The 22,504-nt window shown below is 41.8% G+C and carries 14 protein-coding genes, 1 pseudogene and 2 riboswitches; all 15 genes and pseudogenes read right to left on the bottom strand.

The window, feature by feature from the left end:
• Positions 1-6 precede the first annotated feature (6 nt).
• Positions 7-876, bottom strand: coding sequence for a polyprenyl synthetase family protein (locus tag ACZ42W_RS08530; protein ID WP_464169973.1), 870 nt, complete (start codon positions 874-876; stop codon positions 7-9).
• Positions 877-884: 8 nt separating this feature from the next.
• The gene (gene xseB, locus ACZ42W_RS08525) at positions 885-1,130 is read right to left on the bottom strand and encodes an exodeoxyribonuclease VII small subunit (RefSeq protein ID WP_464169972.1); all 246 of its coding nucleotides are present in this window, start codon (positions 1,128-1,130) and stop codon (positions 885-887) included.
• 39 nt (positions 1,131-1,169) lie between these two features.
• On the bottom strand, positions 1,170-2,381 hold the full coding sequence (gene xseA / locus ACZ42W_RS08520; protein WP_464169971.1) for an exodeoxyribonuclease VII large subunit: 1,212 nt from the start codon (positions 2,379-2,381) through the stop codon (positions 1,170-1,172).
• A gap of 76 nt (positions 2,382-2,457) precedes the next feature.
• Positions 2,458-3,408 carry a magnesium transporter CorA family protein gene (locus ACZ42W_RS08515; RefSeq protein WP_464169970.1) on the bottom strand — a complete coding sequence of 317 codons (951 nt, stop codon included), beginning with the start codon at positions 3,406-3,408 and terminating at the stop codon, positions 2,458-2,460.
• 499 nt (positions 3,409-3,907) lie between these two features.
• A complete protein-coding gene (locus ACZ42W_RS08510) occupies positions 3,908-5,146 on the bottom strand; it encodes an AAA family ATPase (protein WP_464169969.1) in 1,239 nt (412 codons plus the stop codon).
• Positions 5,147-5,194: 48 nt separating this feature from the next.
• Positions 5,195-6,073: a tetratricopeptide repeat protein gene (locus ACZ42W_RS08505; protein ID WP_464169968.1), complete on the bottom strand. Its 879-nt coding sequence runs from the start codon at positions 6,071-6,073 to the stop codon at positions 5,195-5,197.
• Positions 6,051-6,536, bottom strand: a complete 486-nt coding sequence (locus ACZ42W_RS08500; RefSeq protein WP_464169967.1) for a hypothetical protein — start codon at positions 6,534-6,536, stop codon at positions 6,051-6,053. The genes ACZ42W_RS08505 and ACZ42W_RS08500 overlap by 23 nt, the downstream gene beginning before the upstream one ends.
• 204 nt (positions 6,537-6,740) lie before the next feature.
• Positions 6,741-6,825, bottom strand: a riboswitch (cyclic di-GMP riboswitch).
• 293 nt (positions 6,826-7,118) lie between these two features.
• Entirely contained in the window at positions 7,119-7,544 is a 426-nt protein-coding gene (locus ACZ42W_RS08495; RefSeq protein WP_464169966.1) for an RHS repeat domain-containing protein, read from the bottom strand.
• Between the two features lie 142 nt (positions 7,545-7,686).
• A complete protein-coding gene (locus tag ACZ42W_RS08490) occupies positions 7,687-8,151 on the bottom strand; it encodes a hypothetical protein (RefSeq protein ID WP_464169965.1) in 465 nt (154 codons plus the stop codon).
• Positions 8,151-8,615 carry a hypothetical protein gene (locus ACZ42W_RS08485; protein ID WP_464169964.1) on the bottom strand — a complete coding sequence of 155 codons (465 nt, stop codon included), beginning with the start codon at positions 8,613-8,615 and terminating at the stop codon, positions 8,151-8,153. Before ACZ42W_RS08485 ends, ACZ42W_RS08490 begins: the two co-directional genes overlap by 1 nt.
• A gap of 92 nt (positions 8,616-8,707) precedes the next feature.
• Positions 8,708-9,181, bottom strand: coding sequence for a hypothetical protein (locus ACZ42W_RS08480; protein WP_464169963.1), 474 nt, complete (start codon positions 9,179-9,181; stop codon positions 8,708-8,710).
• Positions 9,182-9,217: 36 nt separating this feature from the next.
• A pseudogene (locus tag ACZ42W_RS08475) lies at positions 9,218-9,322 on the bottom strand (RHS repeat-associated core domain-containing protein); the annotation flags it as partial.
• An 800-nt stretch (positions 9,323-10,122) separates the two neighbouring features.
• Complete coding sequence (locus tag ACZ42W_RS08470) at positions 10,123-10,578, bottom strand: Imm30 family immunity protein (protein WP_464169962.1); 456 nt, start codon at positions 10,576-10,578, stop codon at positions 10,123-10,125.
• A gap of 7 nt (positions 10,579-10,585) precedes the next feature.
• A complete protein-coding gene (locus ACZ42W_RS08465; protein WP_464169961.1) occupies positions 10,586-20,053 on the bottom strand; it encodes a DNRLRE domain-containing protein in 9,468 nt (3,155 codons plus the stop codon).
• Between the two features lie 236 nt (positions 20,054-20,289).
• Positions 20,290-20,374: riboswitch (cyclic di-GMP riboswitch) on the bottom strand.
• Positions 20,375-20,515: 141 nt separating this feature from the next.
• On the bottom strand, positions 20,516-22,000 hold the full coding sequence (locus tag ACZ42W_RS08460; RefSeq protein WP_464169960.1) for a gluconokinase: 1,485 nt from the start codon (positions 21,998-22,000) through the stop codon (positions 20,516-20,518).
• Positions 22,001-22,504: the final 504 nt, after the last annotated feature.

The following is a 22,504-nucleotide window of genomic DNA, read 5'->3' as shown; positions in this document are numbered from 1 at the left end:
TTCACCTCAATGTTTCCGTTCTGCTATATAATCTGCCAGATCGTGCAAGAAAATGGCTCGATCAGTTAAAGTCTCTAAAGCGGCATGAGCCTCAGACGTTCTTGCTTTCAGCTCTGCTTTTGCTCCTTCTAAACCCAATAAAGAGGGATAAGTGGATTTGTGCTGTTGAATATCGCTGTGTGCTGGCTTTCCCAGGGTCTTGCTATCCCCTTCCAAATCCAAGATGTCGTCCTTAATCTGAAACGCGAGCCCAATGGCTTGAGCATAACGGGTTAAAGCCTCAATCTTTTCTTCTGTTCCCCCCGCGAGAATCGCACCTAAACGGGCCGAGACTACGAGCATCGCTCCCGTTTTCATCCTATGAATTTGCTCTATCTCGGGTAAGGTAAGATTCTTACCCTCGGCCTCCAAATCAGCGACTTGGCCCCCCACCATTCCTTCCGGTCCTGCCGCCCTTGCTACTTCTCGAATTACGCGGAGTTGACGATCAGCAGCAACTTCGTTGATGGGTTGGGCAATAAGCTCGAAGGCATAGGTTAATAAACCATCCCCAGCAAGGATAGCTTTTCCTTCTCCAAAGACTTTATGATTGGATAAGCGGCCCCGCCGATAATCATCATTGTCCATCGCCGGTAAATCGTCATGAATCAACGAATATGTATGAATGAGTTCTAGTGCACAGGCAGCAGGAAGAATACATTCTACATCTCCTCCTGTAGCCTTTGCCGCAGCTAAAGCTAAGACAGGTCGGATCCGTTTTCCGCCGCCGATGAGGGAGTAACTCATACTCTCCTCAAGCACTCCCTTCTTCCAAGGAAGCTGCTCGAAGAATGTCTCGACTTGGTGCGCATAACTTTCTAACTGTTTTCGAAACATGATACAAATCATCCTTCCACAGGAAAATCTGCCGGGCGAATCTCCAATTCACCGTTTGGATTCTCTAATAGAATTTCCATCTGCTTCTCAGCATGATCAAGTAACTGGTTGCAGTCCTGAACGAGTTTAATTCCCTGCTGGAAAAGGCTTAGGGCCTGCTCCAGAGGGACATCCTTCTGTTCGAGTTCCCGAACGATACGCTCAAGTTGGTCAATTCCCTCTTCGAAGGGTAAATTTGAAGCCTCGGCTTTCATCCTATTTTCTCCTTATGGTTAAGTTTCTAAGCATAACCTTCATTCACTACTAGAGGCCTTAGCAAGCACAGCACAGGTAAGTGTCCCCTCATTCAAACGCACTTGCACCTGCTGGCCTACATTGACTTCTGCACTATCTTTCAAGACACTTCCCTTTGGCCCATAGGTCAGAGAATATCCTCTTCCTAGAATCGCCAAGGGACTTAATAAATCGAGCTTAGTTGCCAATAATTTTAGTATACCATTTTTATCCGAAACAAATCTAGTCATCCCCTGTTCTAAGCGATCGCTTAAAGCATCAAGCCGCTGACGGTTCTGGGCAATACGCCAAAAGGGGTTCGATAAGGGGCCAATCGTCGAAAGGCTTTTTACTTTTTGTCTTTTTCTTTGAAGTTGAGCAAGCATTGTAAGGCGAAGACGCGCCTCCAACTCCTCAAGATTTGACTTTAATTCAAGGAGAACTGGGACAGCGAGTTCTGCTGCGGCAGAAGGAGTTGGGGCTCGCAAATCTGCAACCAAATCTGCAATCGTAACATCTGTCTCATGTCCCACTGCAGAAATGACTGGAATACCGGAGGCAGCAATGGCTCGAGCGACGTCTTCCGTGTTAAAGGCCCAGAGCTCTTCGATAGATCCACCTCCACGGCCCACAATGATTACATCCACCTTATCATACCGATTCAGGCGGGCGATCGCTTGAGCTACTTCTCTCGGTGCTTGCTCTCCTTGCACAGCTGCTGGGGCAAGTATCCAGGAAATTCGGGGATTCCGCCGATGCATTACTTTCAAGATATCTTTGATCGCAGCGCCCGTAGGGCTGGTCACGATTCCGATCTTACTTGGATGCTTTGGAATAGGCTTCTTGCGTTCAGCTTCGAAGAGTCCTTCTTCTGCTAAGCGTTGCTTTAGTTGTTCAAAAGCTAAGTAAAGGGCGCCCACGCCGCTCGGCTGAATTTCATCCGCATAGATCTGAATGTTCCCATCCCGTTCGTAGATTCTGATACTGCCTCGGACGAGCACCTTCATCCCATCCTGAGGGATAAACCGGACCCTTTCTGCGCGGCTTCGAAACATGACCGCCTTAAGGCTAGAGGATTCGTCTTTCAAGGTAAAATACCAGTGACCCGAGGGACGATGATTCTTATAATTAGAGATTTCTCCACTAACCCAACAATTGATGAAGTCGGGATTTTCATTAAAGGTTCGACTAATCTCGCTTGTTAATTCTGCAACCGTCCAAATCTTTGGCACATACTTCACCTCCAGTTCATGATACACATAACCCTAAGGTCTTTCAATATATGACAAAAGGGAGGTCATCCTCCCCTTAAAACATTTCCTTTTTCCATAAGACGAAACCGCTTATTCCTGCGGCTATAAAGGCAGCTACTAGTACAAACATAAAACCTAAAGGTGAGTCTCTGAAGGGAACAGGAACATTCATCCCCCAAAAGCTGGCCAACATCGTCGGAATCGCAAGCATAATCGTCATCGAGGCTAAGAACTTCATCACCATATTCAAGTTATTTGAGATAATGGAAGCGAAGGCATCGGTCATACTGCTTAAAATATTCGTATACATCTCAACCATCTGAATAGCCTGGTTGTTCTCGATAATGACATCTTCCAGAAGATCTTCATCCTCTTCATACATTTTAATCAAATGTTGACTCTGGCTATTCGAGCGCAAGCGCAGTAACCTGTCCATCACGACACCATTTGATCGAAGAGATGCCGTAAAATAGGTAAGTCCCTTTTGTAAGTCCATCAGTTGGAAAATCTCTTGATTTTTCATGGACTTGCGCAAATCGATCTCAATCTGATCCGTTTGTTTATTAATCTGCCGTAAATACTTCAAGTAGTACGTCGCTGATTTATAAAGAATTTGGAACAAAAAGCGTGTACGCTTCGCCGTATTGAAACTACGAGAAGAATCACAGTTGAACTCCGAAAAAACTGGATTATTCTCCAAACACACGGTAATGATATGATCTTCAGACATAATAATTCCTAAAGGCAACGTATCATAATTCGTCTCGCCAAGCATCACCGGAATATTCGTTAAGACAAGAATACAATGATCCTCTAACTCTATCCGTGATCGTTCTTCTTCGTCAAGAGCTGCTTTGAGAAAATCAAGTGGTACATCTGTCACCTCTGCAACAGCACTTAACTCCCCAGCTGTCGGATTAACACACCCGATCCATGAGCCTTTGACGAGAGTCTGCAGGGTTAGCTCCTGGAAGTTTCCCGCATCGTTCTTACATACTTTGAGCACCCGGCTCCCCCCCTTTGGGCGGCCGGTTTTAGGAGCTAAGCTCTATAATATAACCGGACACACCCCAAATTTCGCATAAATTATTCAATTTAGTCGGACTAGGGCCTCCTGCGTCCAGTTTTCTCACCATCCCGTCGTTTCCTTAATGATTACATTAGAAACTATACTCCTTCAGGTAGGGTGTGTCAATAAGGAGCCATCCTACTATCATTATAACCCAGTCGCTGGCAAATCACACTATTGACATACTCACCACTACTCGATACTGTTCTCTCCCGATTATTCATAACATCTAAGGAAAGTTGTCTTTCTACTCCTTTTTCAGTTCTGAACCATCCCCGGCAATCGGTCGATGGCCGCTCGGTATCCGTAATCTTAATTACAACTTTCTAGGTGTCAAACGTGAGGCTTACTCTCCTCAAAACTCGAGTGATACATTAATATAGCCAGCAGTTTTAAAATGAACTGCTGGCTAAAATATTGCTCATTTGTATTGGAGCTAAATCATATTCTTGTACTGCACAAGATATTTATCGACATCATCATACAAACCGGCTTGATTCGCATACTTCACGTAGTTTTTTATTGTTCTAAGCCATTCTATGGTTGATGGCTTACTCACTTCAATAGCCCTTAGTAAATCCTTCATACTTATGGGTCTTTCAACTCCAGAATTCATGATCTCGGCTATTACACTTTCGGTAGCCACTTCGACGACGTTTTCGATATCAGCTCCCGAGTAGAGCTCTGTATTTTTTGCCAAAACATGATAATCTATGGATTCCACAGGCTTTCCAGCAATTTTTAATCTAAAAATTACTTCACGAGCAATTTCATCTGGAGGTGGAACAAAAATAGTCTTGTCAAAGCGTCCAGGCCTCTTAAACGCCGGATCAATATCCCATGGCATATTTGTTGCTCCAATAATCAGTAACTTATCCGTACTGGTATCAATTCCTTCAATCTCTGAAAGCAATTGATCTACTATGGGACGCATATGTTCTGAGGATAACTTTGATCGGTTATACCCCACCGTATCGATCTCATCAAAAAATAGTATACAGGGTCTTTTTGATCTTGCTGTTGAGAATATATCCTTAATATTTTGTGCACTGACACCTAAATAGGGGTCGAGTATATCCGTGATATGTACCGGTATAAAATGTGCATTACATTCCCCTGCTGTTGCTTTCGCAATATATGTTTTGCCGCATCCTGGAGGGCCAAAAAGCAGAATACCCCCTCCAACTTTTTTCTTGAAACGATCGAATAGTCCTGGGTTTACAAAGGGTTTAATAATTTTCATTTTTATTGTCTCTTTTAAATGATCAAGCCCACCGACATCGTTAAAAGCAACGCGAATATTTACCTCTTCTCTGACTTCTCCGCTTGAGTTTCTTCCTCCTTCAATTACGCGCAAAGGAACAGGGCTATTATCGAACTCTTCCGATTCATCGAATTGAGCAATTTCATCTATTTCATTTATCTCATCTATTTCATTCTCAATTTTGGCCTTGTCCATGGCTTCTCCACGAGTATTTTGATTAGATAAATTAGCAAGTTCCACGATGACTTTACTTTTTATTTCATCATCGCAGTATTTTAATGCTTCTGAGAAGGCCATCAAAGCTTCAGGATAATTATTTTGCGCTAAGTATTCACTTCCTAATAAGTACCAAGCATTCCCACTCTGAGGATTTTCATCAACCAGTCTTTTAATAATCTCTATATTATTCATCAAAGACTCCTTTTCTATTAGTGTTATCATCGCTAAATTAACTCAGTTCTATATTTTCCGATTGACACGAATAATAACTTTATAGACCAGCGGCGAAACCCATGTATAAATCACAAGAAGAATATACAATAAAACGATGACTACTAAAATATTAGAATCTATAAAGTTGCTTCCTACTATTATGAAGATAAAAAAAACTACCCAAACTAAAGCTGGCCATTTTACAAAGCGATTAGGGAAAAAGACCCAATGACACTCCTTATCTAACTTCTCCAAAATCATCAGCAAATCGTGATTGGTAGGCTCCAATAAAAATGCTTGTCTGAAATTCTCGCGTGCTTCCCTGACATTTTTATTGTGTAGATTATAAACTCCTATTTTTATCAGCTTTCTCACTTCACTACTTGAATTGTTTAAATACTTTTGTAAAATATTGAGCTGAGCATTCTTATTTTCATAGAGAAGGTAATACAGAAACTTATATTGTAATACTGCTTCATTCTCTGGATCAATCCGCATTGCTTCATCCATTAAAGCGGAGGCTTTCTTCTCATGCCCACATTTGAGCATGAGCATTCCATATGCAGCCAAAGCCGATGCTTCAGAGGGATTAATTCGTAATGCCTCAAGAAAATGCTCTTCAGATTTAACAAATTCCTCAGTATCCATATAAATTCTAGCTAATAGATAATTACATTGTTGCGCAGAGAAACCGTTTGCCATACTTTCTCTGCAATACTCGGTCGCTTCTGAATATGAATTCAAATAGTAATAACAATTCGCCATTAAGAAAAGTAAACTTCCATCATTCGGTTCCTCGGAAAGTAATTGTTCCAACTTAATGATAGCCTGTTGATAACGGTTCATATCCATATATAGAATTACTTCATTTAAAACTACCTTATTAACCCCATATTCGTATGACATTACTAATAATTGGGCCCCCTCCGAATAATAAAATAGATTCACCTACGATACCTACAATTATCCATTTTATTGCATCTTTAAGCATAGGCTTCGTCTCTCCACCCAATAACACATGCTGATTAAATTTTTTCTTCATTACACCATAATAACCCATATATAGCCCAACAGATGCCATTTTATAAGCATATCTTACATATCTGCTCTCGATTAGAATATTCTGTTGAGTATGAGTAATAAAAGCATAGATAATGACTTTGGAAAGCAGAATAATCATACCGAGTCCAATTAATACATTTAGAATCCTTTTATCTATTTTAAGCCATCGACCATTTCGTGTTCCAAGTGCCACAAGTGGGATTATCCCTCCAAAAAAAGCCACATAAAGCAACTTCCCTATTTCGTAGGTCTTTGTCCCCTCAAGATTGTCCTTATTTAAAGAGGGTTGAAATAAACTTTCGCTCATCTGTACTCCTTTATTCATTCCATATTCATCGAATTTACTGTATAAGTCATTCCCCTAAATCGCGATATATCTCATTTATTCTACAATTTCTAAATAACTCCTGCTATCTACCTAGAAGTTCATTTAGTGCTCTTATGATTATAAAAAAAGCCTTTCTCCTATTTGGGAGAAGGACCAAAGAACATAATTCTAATTCTGCTTATAATCAGCAACTTGGCAATCATAGCTCTATAGCCTTAGACCCATAGCTTTGCGTCTCCACTTTTCAGTGGATTTGCCTATTTAATTATTTTCATTTCCATAAACAGTAGATTTTTTGATCTTGTAATAGAATAACATAATTTCTTCGCGGATTTTGTCGTAATTAGCAGCTTGCAAATTCGATTTAGTAAGCTACCTTGGCCTCCTTTGGAGCCATGTGATTTGTTAACTAGACTTGCGTTTGCTCGCTATTGTTCCCAAAATTCTTTCTGTTGGATTGTTTTATTGGTTTTTTGGGATAAGACCTCAATCATCTTTATCCTATCCGATGAACTCTGATCCGGATAACTACGTGAAGACCATATCGTAAGATCATTAAACTCAATGACTTCCAGAATTCCCGTTGCCATTACTATTTCCATTATTATTGTCATTTTTTGCTACAGAATCTCCGAGGTTTAACTGCATGAGCGAATAAATCCCCAAGGATTGAATCTTTTTACTCGGGCCTTTTCCTTGGCCTGGGTTGTCTCCACTTGTTCCGTTTCCATCCGAATCGCCCTTCCCGTTACCTTTGCCAGGTTCTAAGGGAAGAGGAAGCGATTCAAAGGCGTAGACTCCAACCGTTTTGAAAAGTCTATTGCCATCACTGTCATAACCGAAGGTCTGAATTTTACCTTGGTGTTCAGTAATCTGAATCAGTCGGTTTTCACTGTCATAGTTAAGGTAGTGGTTAAAAATTTGTTTGGGGTGTAAATAAAACTCATGCTCAAATCGCCATAGAACTTTAAAAATTACTAAAAACAAAAAAACAGGACATAATCGTCCTGTTTAGTAAAATACCATAAGGTTATGCATTTAAATTCTTCTGCAAATTGAAGAAGCCTTTAGATCGGTAATTACATTTGTTCAATGATTTTCAATTCACTACCGAGTGACCTATAATTAGTTATCTTTCTTCTCTGCATAAATTAAGATATTGACCAAATTCAGGGAATGAATCCCAATTCCTAGACACATCATCGTTCGTTTCTCGTTCTTCAATTTCACCAGTTTTAGAATCTCTTTGTTCCATAACAATGTGACCATTCTCCCGATAACCAAAAATCATACTCTTTAATTCATTCTCAGTATCTCCTTCATACTCCCAATACATTACCGTCCTTAGGAATACCCTTTTATCATCTTTAACTACAAAATCGTAGTTTAAGAATTTCCGAAAATGATTGTCCAAAAAGCTTACTGATACCCATTTATCCGTAACGTTAACGATATACTTCAGTTGACCCCCATCACTTAACACAGCTGTATATGGTTGATGTTTTGCATGAAGAATACTTGCAGTGCTATCTTCAATAATATTCCAAGGCTTCTTTTTAATATTAGACCACTTGTCACAATAGTAAATTTCCATTAATTATACTCCTTCCCGGTAATGTCACGAATAATTATATTCTTCTTAGTAGCCTCGTCAAGAATTGATTGTGGGACTACTTTTGTTTGTACGGGAACTTCCAGAATTAATTCTCCCTCTAGTCGACCACCTTTTAGAGCATTAGGATTAAATTTACCGGCAGAAATTTCTGAACCGGAAGAATACTTTTTAGTGAATTCATTTAGATAGCCAAGAGCTGTCTTTTCTTTAACTTCTGCGAGTTGGGTGAATTTCCTCGAAATTATTTCCTTTCCTGGAACATAGGAGTCAACAACATATTTCTTACCACCTATTTCCTTTGATTCTAATTCTACTTCATTATAAGGGTAGCGAGGACGATTATCTTTATTAAATTTATTTCCCGCTTCCCATTGTTTTTTGACAAAATCCGGTACAGATTTCTTATTAGCTGTATCAACACTTGTTCCCTTACCCCCAGGCACCTCAACCTTCGTCTCAGGGATCTTTGGTACAGCCTGTGTCTGAATCGCAGGAGCATCTCCACAACTTACTGTCTTATTCTTATATAACTTAACTAGTTTCCTGCAACTTTGCCTGGCAAAACACTAAACGCTAATTTCTCTAGCTTATTTAAGCCATAGCCCTCTAAATTGCCGGACAACATGTCCGTTGCAATATCAACGGTCTCACCTACGATGGCTTCACCATATCGTACAGCTGTATTGTACCCTACCGTTTTGGCTGCTTCCACAGATGTAGTCGCATAACGGGCTGTCTGGTAAACCTGCGTTGTTTTTTCTATTACCTTTTGCCCTAGAGGCAGTATTGTTGGTGCTGCTGTTGCCATAATCACAGGAGCGGCTTCAATTAAACCCCCGGCACCTAACCCTATTGCTGCCCCAATTAGTGCATCTTTCCGAACTTCACCCCAATCAATTTCTCCTGTGTCTCTCTTTGAGGTATAGGCCCCATAGGCTGCTCCGAGTCCCGCTCCGATTAGAGCAGTAACCACTAATAATGGTATATGTCCACTCGGATCATCATACATGACCGGGTTGTTGTTAGCATAAGTATAGCGGTTTAAGGAGAGGGGCTCTAAGACGTTCCCTAAATAGCTGTCCCTTGTGAGGAATCGCCCTAAGTCGGGATCATAGTATCTGGCTCTGAGGTACTGTAATCCAGAGTCAATATCATGGGCTTCTCCGTTATAGCCATAGGGATTGTTGAAGAGCCGTGTGTTCGGGCTGAGTTTCCGCCGGGCATCAGGGCACCAAACGCATCATAGCGATATTTGTCCCGGACATTTCCTGAAGAGTTAATAAGTTGGGTGACACTATTATTCCCGTCATAAATTCTTGAGAAATGTAGAAATCATGTCCAGAGCATTCTTTATAATTTTCGCCAACTACTTCTACTAATCCTTTGAGTACTATTCGCTTAAAATTTAGAAGTTCCGTATTAGGATATATCTCTGTAAATTTATAACTAACAGATACTTCAATATCTTCGAATGTATATCCGTTTAACGTAGTTCTTAAATCGCCTTTGCTAAGCCATCTGCAACCATAAAACACGGTGTACATTCAAGAACTTTATCTCTAAACACCTTATAAATTGATAGTGTAAATATGTTACTTTGAATCTTATCTCTAAAAATATTCCATTTGAAACAATTTATCATCAACCCTCAATCCAACCTTGATTCAGGCAGTTGTTTTAATCTTCTTCACTGTTAATCACCCCTAAAAGCGATACCTGATACCCTTATTATGCCGTGTGTACGTTGATATCCCCTTACGTTAGAATAGTTGTCATAGACCTTCGAGGGAAGTATAGTGAATTAACAGGAATAGCTTAGAAGAGCAAACGATTTTTCCCCGATTCTAATCTTTAAGGGAGAAACCATGTTCATCCTCCCAATATACATAAAGAAAAACGGCTATCCGAAGATAACCGTCTGTAAGGTATGTAACCTAACAAAGCCAGTGATTATTTAATATTAGACAACACTTCATTTGCTGAATTTCCAAAGCGTACTGGGTCTTCATTTCTTATTTCTTTGAGTATTCCAACTATAGTATCTTTAACCATACAATCAACTTTCAAAAGGATTTTTGTATATAACTTTCTTGATGGCTCATGGTTTAGAATCCTATAGTTTAAAATCGTTGCCCATTCCTTCGCATTTGGGAGCATACTCGGTATTACTTTAGCCATTTCAAAAAGTCCTTCCTCGCCTTCAAAATCCTCGATTGCATGAACAAGTCCAAACATTACTTCATGGTCTTCTGTTTTGTCATCAAAACCGCTGCATAAGTCCTTTACAAGCTTAACATCCTTCAATGACGCAATGTTCTCAATTGCCAATTCAAAGGCGTTTATTTCATTTGAATTTCTCAGCAATCTATTTTGTTGAAGCTTTTGTATTTCTAATTTAACATCCATAGTCGAATTACCTCCCAACCTTATTAAATATTTCTGGGTAAAGCCTCTTATTCATATCAATAACCTCTTGGAGCGATTGCCGAATACTTGGTGTATATAACCCATCCTCTTGATAAATCCTTCTTGCATCCATTATATCACGTGCCAATGCATCACGTGGAGTTTCTGTTAAGTCAGCACCCGAACCATATGTTCTTGTCATACGGTGTCTTCCACCAACACCAGGAGTCGGCTGTTCCATATTCATGCTCACACCATTATTTTTTACAATGCCATAATTGCTTTTCATATATTCAGCAGAAGGCATATGATGTGGTGTTAGGTTGTCGCCTCTACTTCCAGATTTTATTAAATCTTTGTATGTACCTACATTACCTTCCCCTGGTAATAGTTTAACTTCACGCGCTCCCTTACCCCCAGGCACCTCAATCTTCGTCTCAGGGATCTTCGGTACAGCCTGTGTCTGAATCGCTGGGGCAGTTCCACAACTTACAGTCTTATTCTGATAAATCTTCGTTAATCTTCCCTTGACAGGACCTGGCAACTTACTTAACGCTAATTGCCCGAATTTATTTACGCCATAACCATCCATATCCCCCGAGAACATAGACGTCCCAATATCAACAGCCTCACTTACAATGGCTTCTCCATATCGTACAGCTGTATTGTACCCTACCGTTTTGGCTGCTTCCACAGATGTAGTCGCATAACGGGCTGTCTGGTAAACCTGCGTTGTTTTTTCTATTACCTTTTGCCCTAGAGGCAGTATTGTTGGTGCTGCTGTTGCCATAATCACAGGAGCGGCTTCAATTAAACCCCCGGCACCTAACCCTATTGCTGCCCCAATTAGTGCATCTTTCCCAACTTCACCCCAATCAATTTCTCCTGTGTCTCGCTTTGAGGTATAGGCCCCATATAATCCTCCTGCAGCTGCTCCGATTAGAGCAGTAACCACTAATAATGGTGAATGTCCACTGGGATCGTCGTACATGACCGGGTTATTATTGGCATAAGTGTAGCGGTTTAGGGAGAGGGGCTCAAGGACATTCCCTAAATAGCTGTCCCTTGTGAGGAATCGCCCTAAGTTAGGATCATAGTATCTGGCTCTGAGATACTGGAGTCCGGAGTCTATATCATGGGCTTCTCCGTTATAACCGTATGGATTGTTGAAGAGTCGTGTGTTCGGGCTGAGCTTTCCGCCGGGCATCGGGGCACCAAACGCATCAAAGCGGTATTTGTCTCGGACATTTTCGGCAGAGTTGATGAGCTGGGTGGCGCTATTATGCCCATCATAGAGGTAATAGAGGGGATCGTTGGGTACCCCTTCGACTGCTACGAAATCTCGTTCTGCTATTCTTTCGAGACCATAGGTGTAAACTCCTCTATACGTTCCTTGTTGGTCAGAGGTCATGAGGACTTCCGGATTTTCCAGTGAGATGTCGTTAATATAGTTGACAGTCTCATAGGATTCCGGCTTATTGATGATCTGCTCGCCGAATGGATTCTTTGGATGATCGGCTCGCTTATACCAGCCGAGGTGCTTCCCTTTATTCCCTTTTTCTTTCTTAAGCTTTTCTTTATCTATACCGAGTTTCTTCGCTTGGGAAGTGTTCTTGTCGTTCTTTTCTAGGTTTCCATTTCCTTGACCGTTATTTCCATTCGTTAGTCCATTTCCATTATTGCCGGAATTTCCGTTGCCATTGCTCCCGGCATTCCCTGCACTGTTTCCGCCGGAATTTCCATTTCCACCCGCGTTGCTGCTTCCACTATTCCCAGAATTCCCGTTGCCATTACTATTTCCATTATTATTATCATTTTTGGCTACAGAATCTCCGAGGTTTAACTGCATGAGCGAATAAATCCCCAAGGATTGAATCTTTTTACTCGGGCCTTTTCCTTGGCCTGGGTTGTCTCCACTTTTTCCGTTTCCATCCGAATTGCCCTTCCCGTTACCTTCGCCAGGTTCTAAGGGAAGAGGAAGCTGTTCAAAGGCGTAGACTCCAACCGTTTTGAAAAGTCTATTGCCATCACTGTCATAACCGAAGGTCTGAATTTTACCTTGGTGTTCAGCAATCTGAATCAGTCGGTTTTCACTGTCATAGTTATAAGCAGTTACTTGATTGCCTTGGGTTGTGGCTTTAATGAGATTGCCATTCTCGTCATACTCATAGCGGATGTTCTGATCGTCTTGGTCCAAGCGGATAAGTTGATTGTTTTCGTTATAGGTATAGCTGATATGTTTTGTTCCGTCATTGCCGGAGATATCTGCACTTAGACGGTTCCCGGCAGAATCATAGGTATAGCGATATTCCGTGGTCTGTCCGTCTTTTTCTTCCGTAAAGGCGATGACTTCATCGGCATCATCATAGGTATAGGTACGAATATAGAGTGAACCCGCTTGATTCTGAACTTCCTTAAGGATGTTTCCGACTTGATCATAGGTGTATTCAAAGCTGGAGAGGATGGTTCCATCGTTTCGGATGTTCTCAAGCTTAATGAGCCGGTCTGCTGCGTCATAGGTATATGAAACCCTCGTCCCATGAGGTAGAACGGTCTCCGTTCTTCGCCCTCCGGCATCATAGCTATAGGTTGTTTTTTGTCCCTCCCAGTCTTCAGCAGAAATAATTCGGTTCAATTGGTCATAGCTATATTGCATAGTGTCGCCATTAGGATAAATCACTTTGGATTTGCGACCGAGCTCATCATACTCATACTGGATTTCTTCTCCCGTCGGGAAGCTAACCGAAGTTAAACGTTCCATACGGTCGTAGGTATATTCGGTATCCCCTTCGGAACCGGACATAGAGGTACGGCTTCCCATGATATCGTAATCAAAGAAGGCATCTTCGATGAGTTCCTGAGTCGGATCCAGAAGAGCGGGATCAAGGGTGGGAACACCATAAAGAGATGGGTCTAATAGCCCTGAACTTCCATCTATGTCCCCTGTAGGTGGCAGACTGGGGGAAAGCGAATTTCCAGTGCCAGGCTTACCTTCTTTTGGTTGGGGCTTAGCCTGAATTTTCATCTTGGATTTTGTATCGTTCGATTTGCCATTACTAGGAGAAGTAGAGCCTGAGGAAGGACTTAATGAAGGTGTTGTTGGAGGAAGCATTCCATCAAGAAGGAGGCCTTCTGGTTGTACAGGAGCTTTTTCATAGAGTCTGCCAGAAAGACGATTGAGGATATCATAGGTATAACGAATTGCCGTCCCATCGGGTTTTGTATAACTCGCCATTGTCCCTACAGGATTATACGTATACGCCTCGATTTCCCCGAGGGGGTGAGTCACTGTCAAAAGTTCACTCCGCTTGGAATATGAAAACTCAGTGGAGTGATTATTTCCATCGGTAAGACTCAGTCGATTTCCTACGGGATCATAGGTATAATTGGTGACATGCCCTAAGGGGTTCTGGATCCGAGCGACTCGGTTTAGCGGATCAAACTGATAACGAGTAGCATGCCCATTGCCGTCAATTTGCCCTGCCAGGTTCCCATCGGGATCGTACTCGTAGTGTATGGTATTCCCTAAGGGATCTGTCGAAACCTCAAGTAGGTTCATCGGGTTATACCGATAGGTTGAGGTATTTCCTAATGCATTGGTAACGGACTGAAGAAGATTATTCTTATTGTAATCAAAGGTTGTCTTTTCCCCTAGGGGATTCATCTCTGTGATCTTATTATTTGCGGGATCATAACTGTACGTATATTCCTGATTCCCGGGTTTGATTATTTTCTCTAAGTTACCGAGAAGATCATAACTCATTTCCGTGATTTTAGACTCGGGATCGATAATTCGAATCAACCGATCCATCACATCATATTGGTAAGATGTTTTATTTTCATTAGGCTGAGTGACTGCTGCCAAATTTCCGAATGGATTATACTCATAACGTGTTAAATGCCCTGCTGTGTTCTTTTCGGTAAGAAGCCTATGCATTTTATCATAGGTCGACAAGGTAATATTTCCCTCAGAATCATATTCCTTTTCCAAGTTCCCTAAGTCGTCATAGTCAAAATACTGGATATATCCTTCGGGATCAGTACTCGAAGTCAGTCGGTGGATCAAATCATACGTATAGCGAGTTTCTGCACCCAAAGGATCAATTTGAGCGAGGAGCTGATCACTAAGATCATACTGGTACTGTGTAACCCCTTGAAGCGCATCCGTCAGCCTTGTAATTTGTCCATGATGATTATATTCATATCCGGTATTATTTCCTCGAGAATCGATTCGGCTCACAAGGTTATCGAGTTTATCGTACCCGTAACGCCTTTCGAATCCCTGGGCATCGACTTCAAGTTCTAATCTATTTAGTGCGTCATAGGCGTATTGAGTTTTATTCCCTTCAGGATCGACTTTCCAAATCAGATTATGATTGGGATCATAGGCATAAGACGTTTGACCTTGACGTTCATCCCAAAAAGCAGCTAATCGATTGAGTGGGTCATATTCGTATGTTTTGCTGAAACCCTTGGCATTCTTGACTTCAACGAGATTGTTATTCTCATCATAGGTATAAACAGTTTCTGCTTTAAGAGGATTTTTCTCCTGAGTTAAATTCCCTACGCTATCATAGGCATATTCGTATAAACGATTTCCAAAGCTCTCCTTTGAAACGAGCTGGTTAAGCCCATCATAAGCGAGCCTTGTCGCTTTCCCTTCAGGATCCGTAATTCGTGTAAGCCTGTCTTTCAGATCATATTCGAAAGACGTGGTATTACCATCGGGTTCGGTTTGAGATAAAAGATTTCCTGTCAAATCATAGGTGTACTTCGTCAAGCGACCTATAACATCTTTTCCCTCAATAAGCCGCCCCCACTTATCATAGAGATAACCGAATTGATTTCCTGCATTGTCTTCTTCCGATATCTTTCGGCCCATGATGTCGTACGAATACTGGGTTGTCAGCCCCATCGAATCAGTGATCTTAACAAGGCGGTTCCCCTTGTCATAACTATAGATCTGGCTTGCGCCGCTGGGGTCTAATATCTCAGTGTTGTTTCCATTGGAATCGTACTTCATCTGTACGGCTTTTCCCTGAGCATCCTGAACGCGAATCGACAACCCCCTGCCGTTATAATCAAATGTCGTCTTGTTCCCTAAAGCATCAATCTGATTCTGTAAACGTCCGGAAGGATCATATTGGTATTGAAGGATATTATCCAGGGCATCCTTTACGGCTGTTAACTGATTCAAAGGATCATAGAAATATTCAGTAGAGTACCCTCTAGCATCTGTGGCTTTAACCCTGTTTCCGGCTTTATCATACTCAAATACTTGCTTCTGTCCATTGGCATTGATAACTTCTTCCAGTTTCTCTATGCTGTTATATTTGTAGGTTGTGGTTTCTCCTTCTTCGTTCATAATAGTGACAGGAAGGTTGTGCAAATCGTAGGTATAATGAACTTCATACCCTAAGGGATCTCGTGTTGTCAGGATATTCCCATTGGCATCATAGTCATACGCGTAGACGCGTCCCAAACTATCCCGAATCTGCGTGGCTTGGTTGAGGGCGTTATAGGTCGTATACGTCTTGACTCCGGTTGGATCTGTTAATTCCTCAACCCGGTAAAGCTCGTCATACTTATACTCCTTAACCGTTCCATCCGGGAAAACGGTTTTGAGCAAATTCCCTTCATTATCGTAAGTATGGGTTGTAATTTGCCCGAGGGTGGAAGTAATCTTCTCGGGTTTGTTCACTTTATAATTATAGAAGTAAGACGTTTTATTGCCATTAGGATCTGTGACAGATGTAATATTTCCATAGGCATCCCGCTCATAAAGTGTGATCCCGTTATCTTGGTCTATGACTTTTTCCAGTTGATTGAGGGGATTGTACTCGTATTTCAAGGTATAGCTTTTAGGGTCTTTTTCTTCAATCTTATTCCCATTGGGGTCATAGATAAAGGAGGTAACATGACCCAGCGCATCTTCAACCGAAACTAAACGATTCAAGGGATCATAATTTAATAGGGTCGTATTTTTATTACCATCTATAATTGACGTATTATTTCCATTCGGGTCATAAATATATCGTCTTATGCTATTGTCGGGGAGTTGAGTGTTTAAAGGCTCTCCTGATGGTCTATAAGCCAAGCGGGTTATTTTTCCTGCTGGATCCACCACCGTCACCGGAAGTCCCAAGTAATTATAGTAATACTGATAGACGTTCCCTTTAGGATCTTTGATTTTTGAAATATGAGCTCCGTCGTATTCATTGACTGAAATATTACCATCTGGATCTTTCGTGGTTAAAACTTGCCCATGAGAATCATAGGTATACTCAAAAGAGCTCCCATCCGGGCGCTTAAGCGACAGTAAATTCCCTTTCCCATCATAAGACATTGTTGTAGTTTGTCCGTTAAAGTCCCGAGCAGACTTTAAGTTTCCATACGAATCATAGGCATAGGTCTTGGATACTCCATCCCAGCGCGTCTCTTCAATGCGATTCCCTTGTGTGTCATAGTCATACGTTGTGACTTTTCCTAGAGCATCTTTAAACGTTTTGACATTATTCTTTGTATCATAGGAATATTCTTCGGTCTTACTATCGGGTCGAACAATTTTTGTAATACGATATTGGGAATCGAAGTGATAAACCGTTTTATTCCCGTTATTATCCGTGGTTTCGTTATATCCGTTAAAATATTTAATGAATATCGTTTTCCCGTTCGCATCTTCTTGTTCAATGATTCGATCCTGATCATCATAAATATTCTTAATCACTTGGTTCCCATTCGGATCATAGAACGATGTCATACGTCCCTTGTCATCGTATTGATAAGTGGTTTCATCTCCGTTTGCATCCTGGAAGGAGATTAGGTTCCCCTTTTCATCATAAGCATAACCAAGGAAACTTCCGTTGGGCAATCCGATAGAGACAATCCGCCCTTCTGAATCTTGAACAATTGGGAATACCTTACCTGACGGAGTCATCAGGGAGGTAAGGTAATCATACTCATCATAGGTCAGAGTGGTCCGATTTCCGTTCTTATCCTCAATGGTCTTCATTAATCCTGATTTGGAGAAAGTATACACAGTACCGTCTTTTTGTTCGATTTTGTATCCATTTTGAATCTTTGTCAGAGTATAGTACTGTCCAATCGGAGCTTTATAGCTGCCGTCCGAATTTTTGTCAAAGTAGATGGCACTTCCGTCCTCACGAACATAAGCAATTGAGCCATCGGCCATAAAGGCAATATACTTGTTGAGCTCAGAACTCCACCGCTTGCCGAATAATCCCTGGATTGGATCGGATAGTGCGTTATACGTTCTGTCAATCTTAAATTCTCCACCCCATTCAGAAAGGGCGAGATCCGTAGCGGTGTAATAGAAATTCCCGGTGTTCAGGTTTATGGGTTCGAACCCAAATACACAGTGTTTTGCCCGTCCAATCAGAAGATCATCAAGGCGTTTCTTTTCTTTATCTGTTAAGGGGCCGGGTGCTGTATAGGCTTTCCCTTGATTTTGTTGGGGATTACGAATGAAGATGACGTTATTCTCCATGAGAGCATCATCTTTCATATTGTTATCTTTTAAAAACTGAGATCGGTTACTAATTCCGTAAAATTGCATGACCCTGGGAAGCAGGTCCTTCCCCTGAACAAGGTAGCTCTGGAAGCTATCACTGGTACCAGTTTCGCTGGGATTTCCTTCTTCATCATAGGAGGTGGCTTCAATGCGGAAGAGCTTGTCCCTCTCTGGAGTGGGCCAAAATTCTGTTTGCCAGTTACTCTCTTTCGTTGCATATTGATTGAAGGAGCCTCCATTCGAAATCAGTTCCTCAAGCCCCGGGATATCTTCGGGATTAAAGTCCGGATAGACATAATTCCCATCCGGTTCGACACTGCCAGCAAAGCCGTCACTATTATCAGGAACAGTCATGTATTCCAAAATGGTGTGTGGCTTTGCCATCCCATCTGCGGTCAAGCCGATAAATTGAAGCAACCCATCATTGCTCGCTGCGGCATATGGGCGTAGATTAATTTCAGGTCTAATCAAGGGCATATCCGAGTCGATCTCTTCGCTATCCTCATACGTGATTTCGACATAGGGAGTTGGAAAAGAGGTGTTATCTGCTGAGGCAAAAACCTCTGCCTGCTCGGTCTCATAGGTATACCGCAGGACAACTCCATTATTGGGCGCTCCGCTATACCAATCCTTCATCAGCTGAGTCATATCCCAACCCACATACCCTACAGAGCCATCAATCGTCGTCTCCGTCTCATACTGGGTTTCCTGAGGCTGGTTATTCCAGGTTAGTCCCGAGATGGAGAAAGGTTGTTTTATACGTTGAAGTTCGATAGCCCTAGAGGTATTGCTCCAGCTGGTATATTTGTACATTTGGAGGGAAGCAGATTTGACTTCTTGGTCCTCACCAATATTTGGAAGATTGAATTTGAGGAACGTCCGAGTCCTTAAATGAGCTTCAATAAAATTTGCTATATTACCACTTTTGATTCCATCATCATAGCCGATATAGGAATAAGGATTATCTGTATAAACGTTTGGAGAACCTTGTTCCACGGTAGTATCCTGAAGCTGTTCGCTTCCAAGCGTAATTGAAGGATCAATTTTGACAGGATATGCGCGTTCTGGTGCTTCCAACCACTCTTTATCAGCTGTGATTATAATCTGATCTTTAGTAAAAAGATTTTTATCAAGCTGAATTTCGACCTTACCCGAAATTACTCCATTGCCATCGATCATGTACGGTGCAGACAACACCCATGATGGTGTAGTACTGCCCTTTTCATAGCCGAATATTGATCCACTCTCTTCCCTCAACTCTAAACCAGATGTGTCCACTGCAAAGCTAAACGTGTTTTTATCCACGTAATTATTAAGGATAATATCTTCTTTGACTTTCGTGTTGAGAACGGTATATTGGACATCAATTCCATCAAAGACATCATTGTAGAGAATAGCATTCTCGTTAATTGCGCTTTGGCTGTAATCCCCTTCTAACGGAATAAGATTAAGGGTAACATCGCCCTTTTCGACCTGAATCGGCAATTCCTTGTTTATAATTGCTGGAAAACGCACCTTATAATCATTTGCTTTATTTTCATAGACCGAACTCACATTTTCACCTTTAATGTTTGCTTTATCACTTGCTTCGCTGTCTGCTTCATTCTTTGATCGATTTTTACCTTGTTCGGCTACTAAATCGCCCTTTGCCTCTGTCTTCGAGGTTAGATTATTGCCCTTCACAGGCACTAAAGTGTTGTCAATGTCAAGTAAGGCCCCTGATGCATCTTTGAAATGAATTTTGTTAAGATAGAGAAAGGTTTTTTGTCCTTGATCATTTTTAAAGGTCTTGCTATTTTCAGTTCTTTTCTCGATGATTTCTTTCCCTTTGGCAATACTTAATTCGTGAGGTTTTTTCTTTTGACTAACTTGTGGAAGCTTTTTAGGCTTTTCTGTTTTCCCTTTAGCAAGGGAAACATCTTTTACTTTCTCCTTTAAGGGCAAGGATTACCATAATATTTTCCTTTTTCACCATTTGTACTAATGGAATTCCCTGCTAAGGCAAAATCTAAATATATGGTATTCCAGAGAAAACAAGTCATCAGTAGCACACTAATTACCTTCTTATTGAACTTCCCAAACATTTCTTTCCTCCAAATCTCTTTCTTTTTAATAAATAAAAAAAAGCTTTTCTCCTATTTGGGAGAAAAGCTAAAAACATAATTATAATTCTGCTCATAATCAGCAACTTGGCAATCATAGCTCTATAGCCTTAGACCCATAGCTTTGCGTCTCCACCTTTCAGTGGATTTGCCTATTAAATTAAAAAAATTCTGTTACAACTTGGTTGTTTAACCAACTTGTAACAGAATACCATACACCTTTAGCGAAATGTGTCGTAATAAGAAGATTAGATATAGATTTGCCTTTGCTGCGATATCTTTAAAGGCTTTTCTCTAAAGCAGCTTACAAGCTAACGTAGATTTTATCATAGAGTTCTTTGTACTTTATGTACTCTGAATTATATAATTCTACCTGTGCCTTTTGAGGCTTGATTACACGGTCCACCTTCATAAAACGCCTACTTTCGCTCAAAGCAGAGATTTTCCCTAAAGATAGCCAGGCAAGAAGAACAGCTCCAAAAGCCGATCCTTGCGGCTCACCGAGCGCTTCAAGTGGTTGATTTAGGACGTCTGCTACAATCTGTACCCACGTTGGAGAAGCCATAAATCCCCCGCCAATCCGAAGTGAAGTCACTTTTCCAGCCATCTCCTGAATCGGTTCGTAAACGCTTCTAATCCTGTAAGCCACTCCTTCCATAGCAGCCCGAGCAAAATGTCCTGGTCCATGAGCAAAGTCTAGCCCTATTAATGCTGCTCGGATATCGGAATTCCAATTTGGAGAGCGCTCACCCGTCAGAAAGGGCATAAGCATCAGTCCATCTGATCCAGTTCGCGTAGTAGCTGCAAGTTTTTCAACTTCTTCAAAACTAATTCCATGTAGCCAATTCTGGCGTACCCATTGTAACGTGAGTCCAGCATTGTTAATTGCTCCACCGACAACCCAAGCATTCGGTGACAGATAATAACACCACGTCCGTCCCAATCGATCTAAAGTGGGTTTATCCACCGTAATCCGTGCAGCTCCACTCGTTCCGATCATAACCGTAACCTCACCTGGGTCAATCGCTCCAGCACCTAAACTGGAGAGTACCCCGTCCCCCGCTCCGATGACCACTTTGACTTTCGAGTCCAAACCTAGTTTTATTAAAACTTCTTCTTTCAATCCTTCAAACACTGTAGTCGTTGGCACAATCTCAGAAAGTTGATCTGCTCGTACTCCGATGCGTCTTAAAATTTCTTCGTCCCAAGTCATCTGATGAACATTATAAAGTCCCGAGCTTGTCGCAATTGAGGTATCGACTACGTATTTACCAAACCAGCGGTAAAAAAGTAGCTCTTTTAAGGAGATAAAACGCTCAGTTTCTCCAAAGACACTCGGTTCAAACTGTCTGAGCCAGGCGAGTTTTCCAGGAAGATACATAGGGTGAAGTGGGCAACAGGTTCTTTGATAGAACTCTTCTTTCAGCCCTTCCTCTTTCCACGCTTCGATAATTCCAGTACTACGATTATCCGCCCAGATGATGCATGGCCTTAAAGGCTGTCCGCCTCGCATTGGGATTATCCCGTGGTTGACGGCACTAAAGCTGATTAGCATCACTTCATAGCCCCCGACTTTTGCACGGGCCACAGCTTCTTGAATTGATTCCTCTACTTTGCTTATGACAACGCTGGGGTCTTGTTCTGCCCAGCCGGTTTTTGGGGAATTCGTGGGATAGAGTTTTTCAGAGCTTGCGACGAGCTCGGCTTGATCATTGTAAACGATACTGCGGCAGCCGGTGGTGCCGATGTCGACGCCGAGGGTTGCTGTACGATAGATCTGTGCGTTCATTTTAAGTCTCCTTGTATAGATGTCTCCAGGATTTTGTTTTACACCGTTCGCTCTATAAGCTGCGCGGACCAATCTAATCGCTCAAGTTTCTCGCTCCGACGGGTTCCCGGCTAAATCGTCTCCTGACTCATAGCCGGTTGGAAACGTCCATGTTTCCACCCCGTCTCCGCTACGAACTTTTCGCGAAGATTGGTAGCCGCTTGCTTAGAAGGCGCTCACTAATGTAAAACATAATCCTTGGGTAGTTTTTCAGATTATTGCTCGAGCTTCTCTCAAGTCTTGACTTTGCTGAGGCTTTCTACGAATGAGCTCAATCATCCTGTAAAGCCTGCTCAAGTCCTTCTACGAAGCATCACAAAAGCCTTCTGCAAAGTGAGTTACGATTACAGTATGCGAGGTTTCTTCGCGAGCAGTTAGCAAACTTGGGCTAAACTGCACCCCAGATAGCGGGGCGGGTCACAAGGATGTGACACGCCGCCTATCGAGCAGGAGCGAATTTAGGCG

The organism is Desulfitobacterium elongatum, from assembly GCF_055378975.1.
This window is presented reverse-complemented; position numbering and strand designations above follow the sequence as displayed.

Excerpts from the sequence above, each read along its gene's own strand:
- ACZ42W_RS08480 (WP_464169963.1), bottom strand. The coding sequence starts at position 9,181 with ATGTATGATGATCCGAGTGGACATATACCATTATTAGTGGTTACTGCT.
- ACZ42W_RS08490 (WP_464169965.1), bottom strand. The coding sequence starts at position 8,151 with ATGGAAATTTACTATTGTGACAAGTGGTCTAATATTAAAAAGAAGCCT.
- ACZ42W_RS08530 (WP_464169973.1), bottom strand. The coding sequence starts at position 876 with ATGTTTCGAAAACAGTTAGAAAGTTATGCGCACCAAGTCGAGACATTC.
- ACZ42W_RS08510 (WP_464169969.1), bottom strand. The coding sequence starts at position 5,146 with ATGAATAATATAGAGATTATTAAAAGACTGGTTGATGAAAATCCTCAG.
- ACZ42W_RS08500 (WP_464169967.1), bottom strand. The coding sequence starts at position 6,536 with ATGAGCGAAAGTTTATTTCAACCCTCTTTAAATAAGGACAATCTTGAG.
- ACZ42W_RS08470 (WP_464169962.1), bottom strand. The coding sequence starts at position 10,578 with ATGGATGTTAAATTAGAAATACAAAAGCTTCAACAAAATAGATTGCTG.
- xseB (WP_464169972.1), bottom strand. The coding sequence starts at position 1,130 with ATGAAAGCCGAGGCTTCAAATTTACCCTTCGAAGAGGGAATTGACCAA.
- ACZ42W_RS08505 (WP_464169968.1), bottom strand. The coding sequence starts at position 6,073 with ATGTCATACGAATATGGGGTTAATAAGGTAGTTTTAAATGAAGTAATT.
- ACZ42W_RS08460 (WP_464169960.1), bottom strand. The coding sequence starts at position 22,000 with ATGAACGCACAGATCTATCGTACAGCAACCCTCGGCGTCGACATCGGC.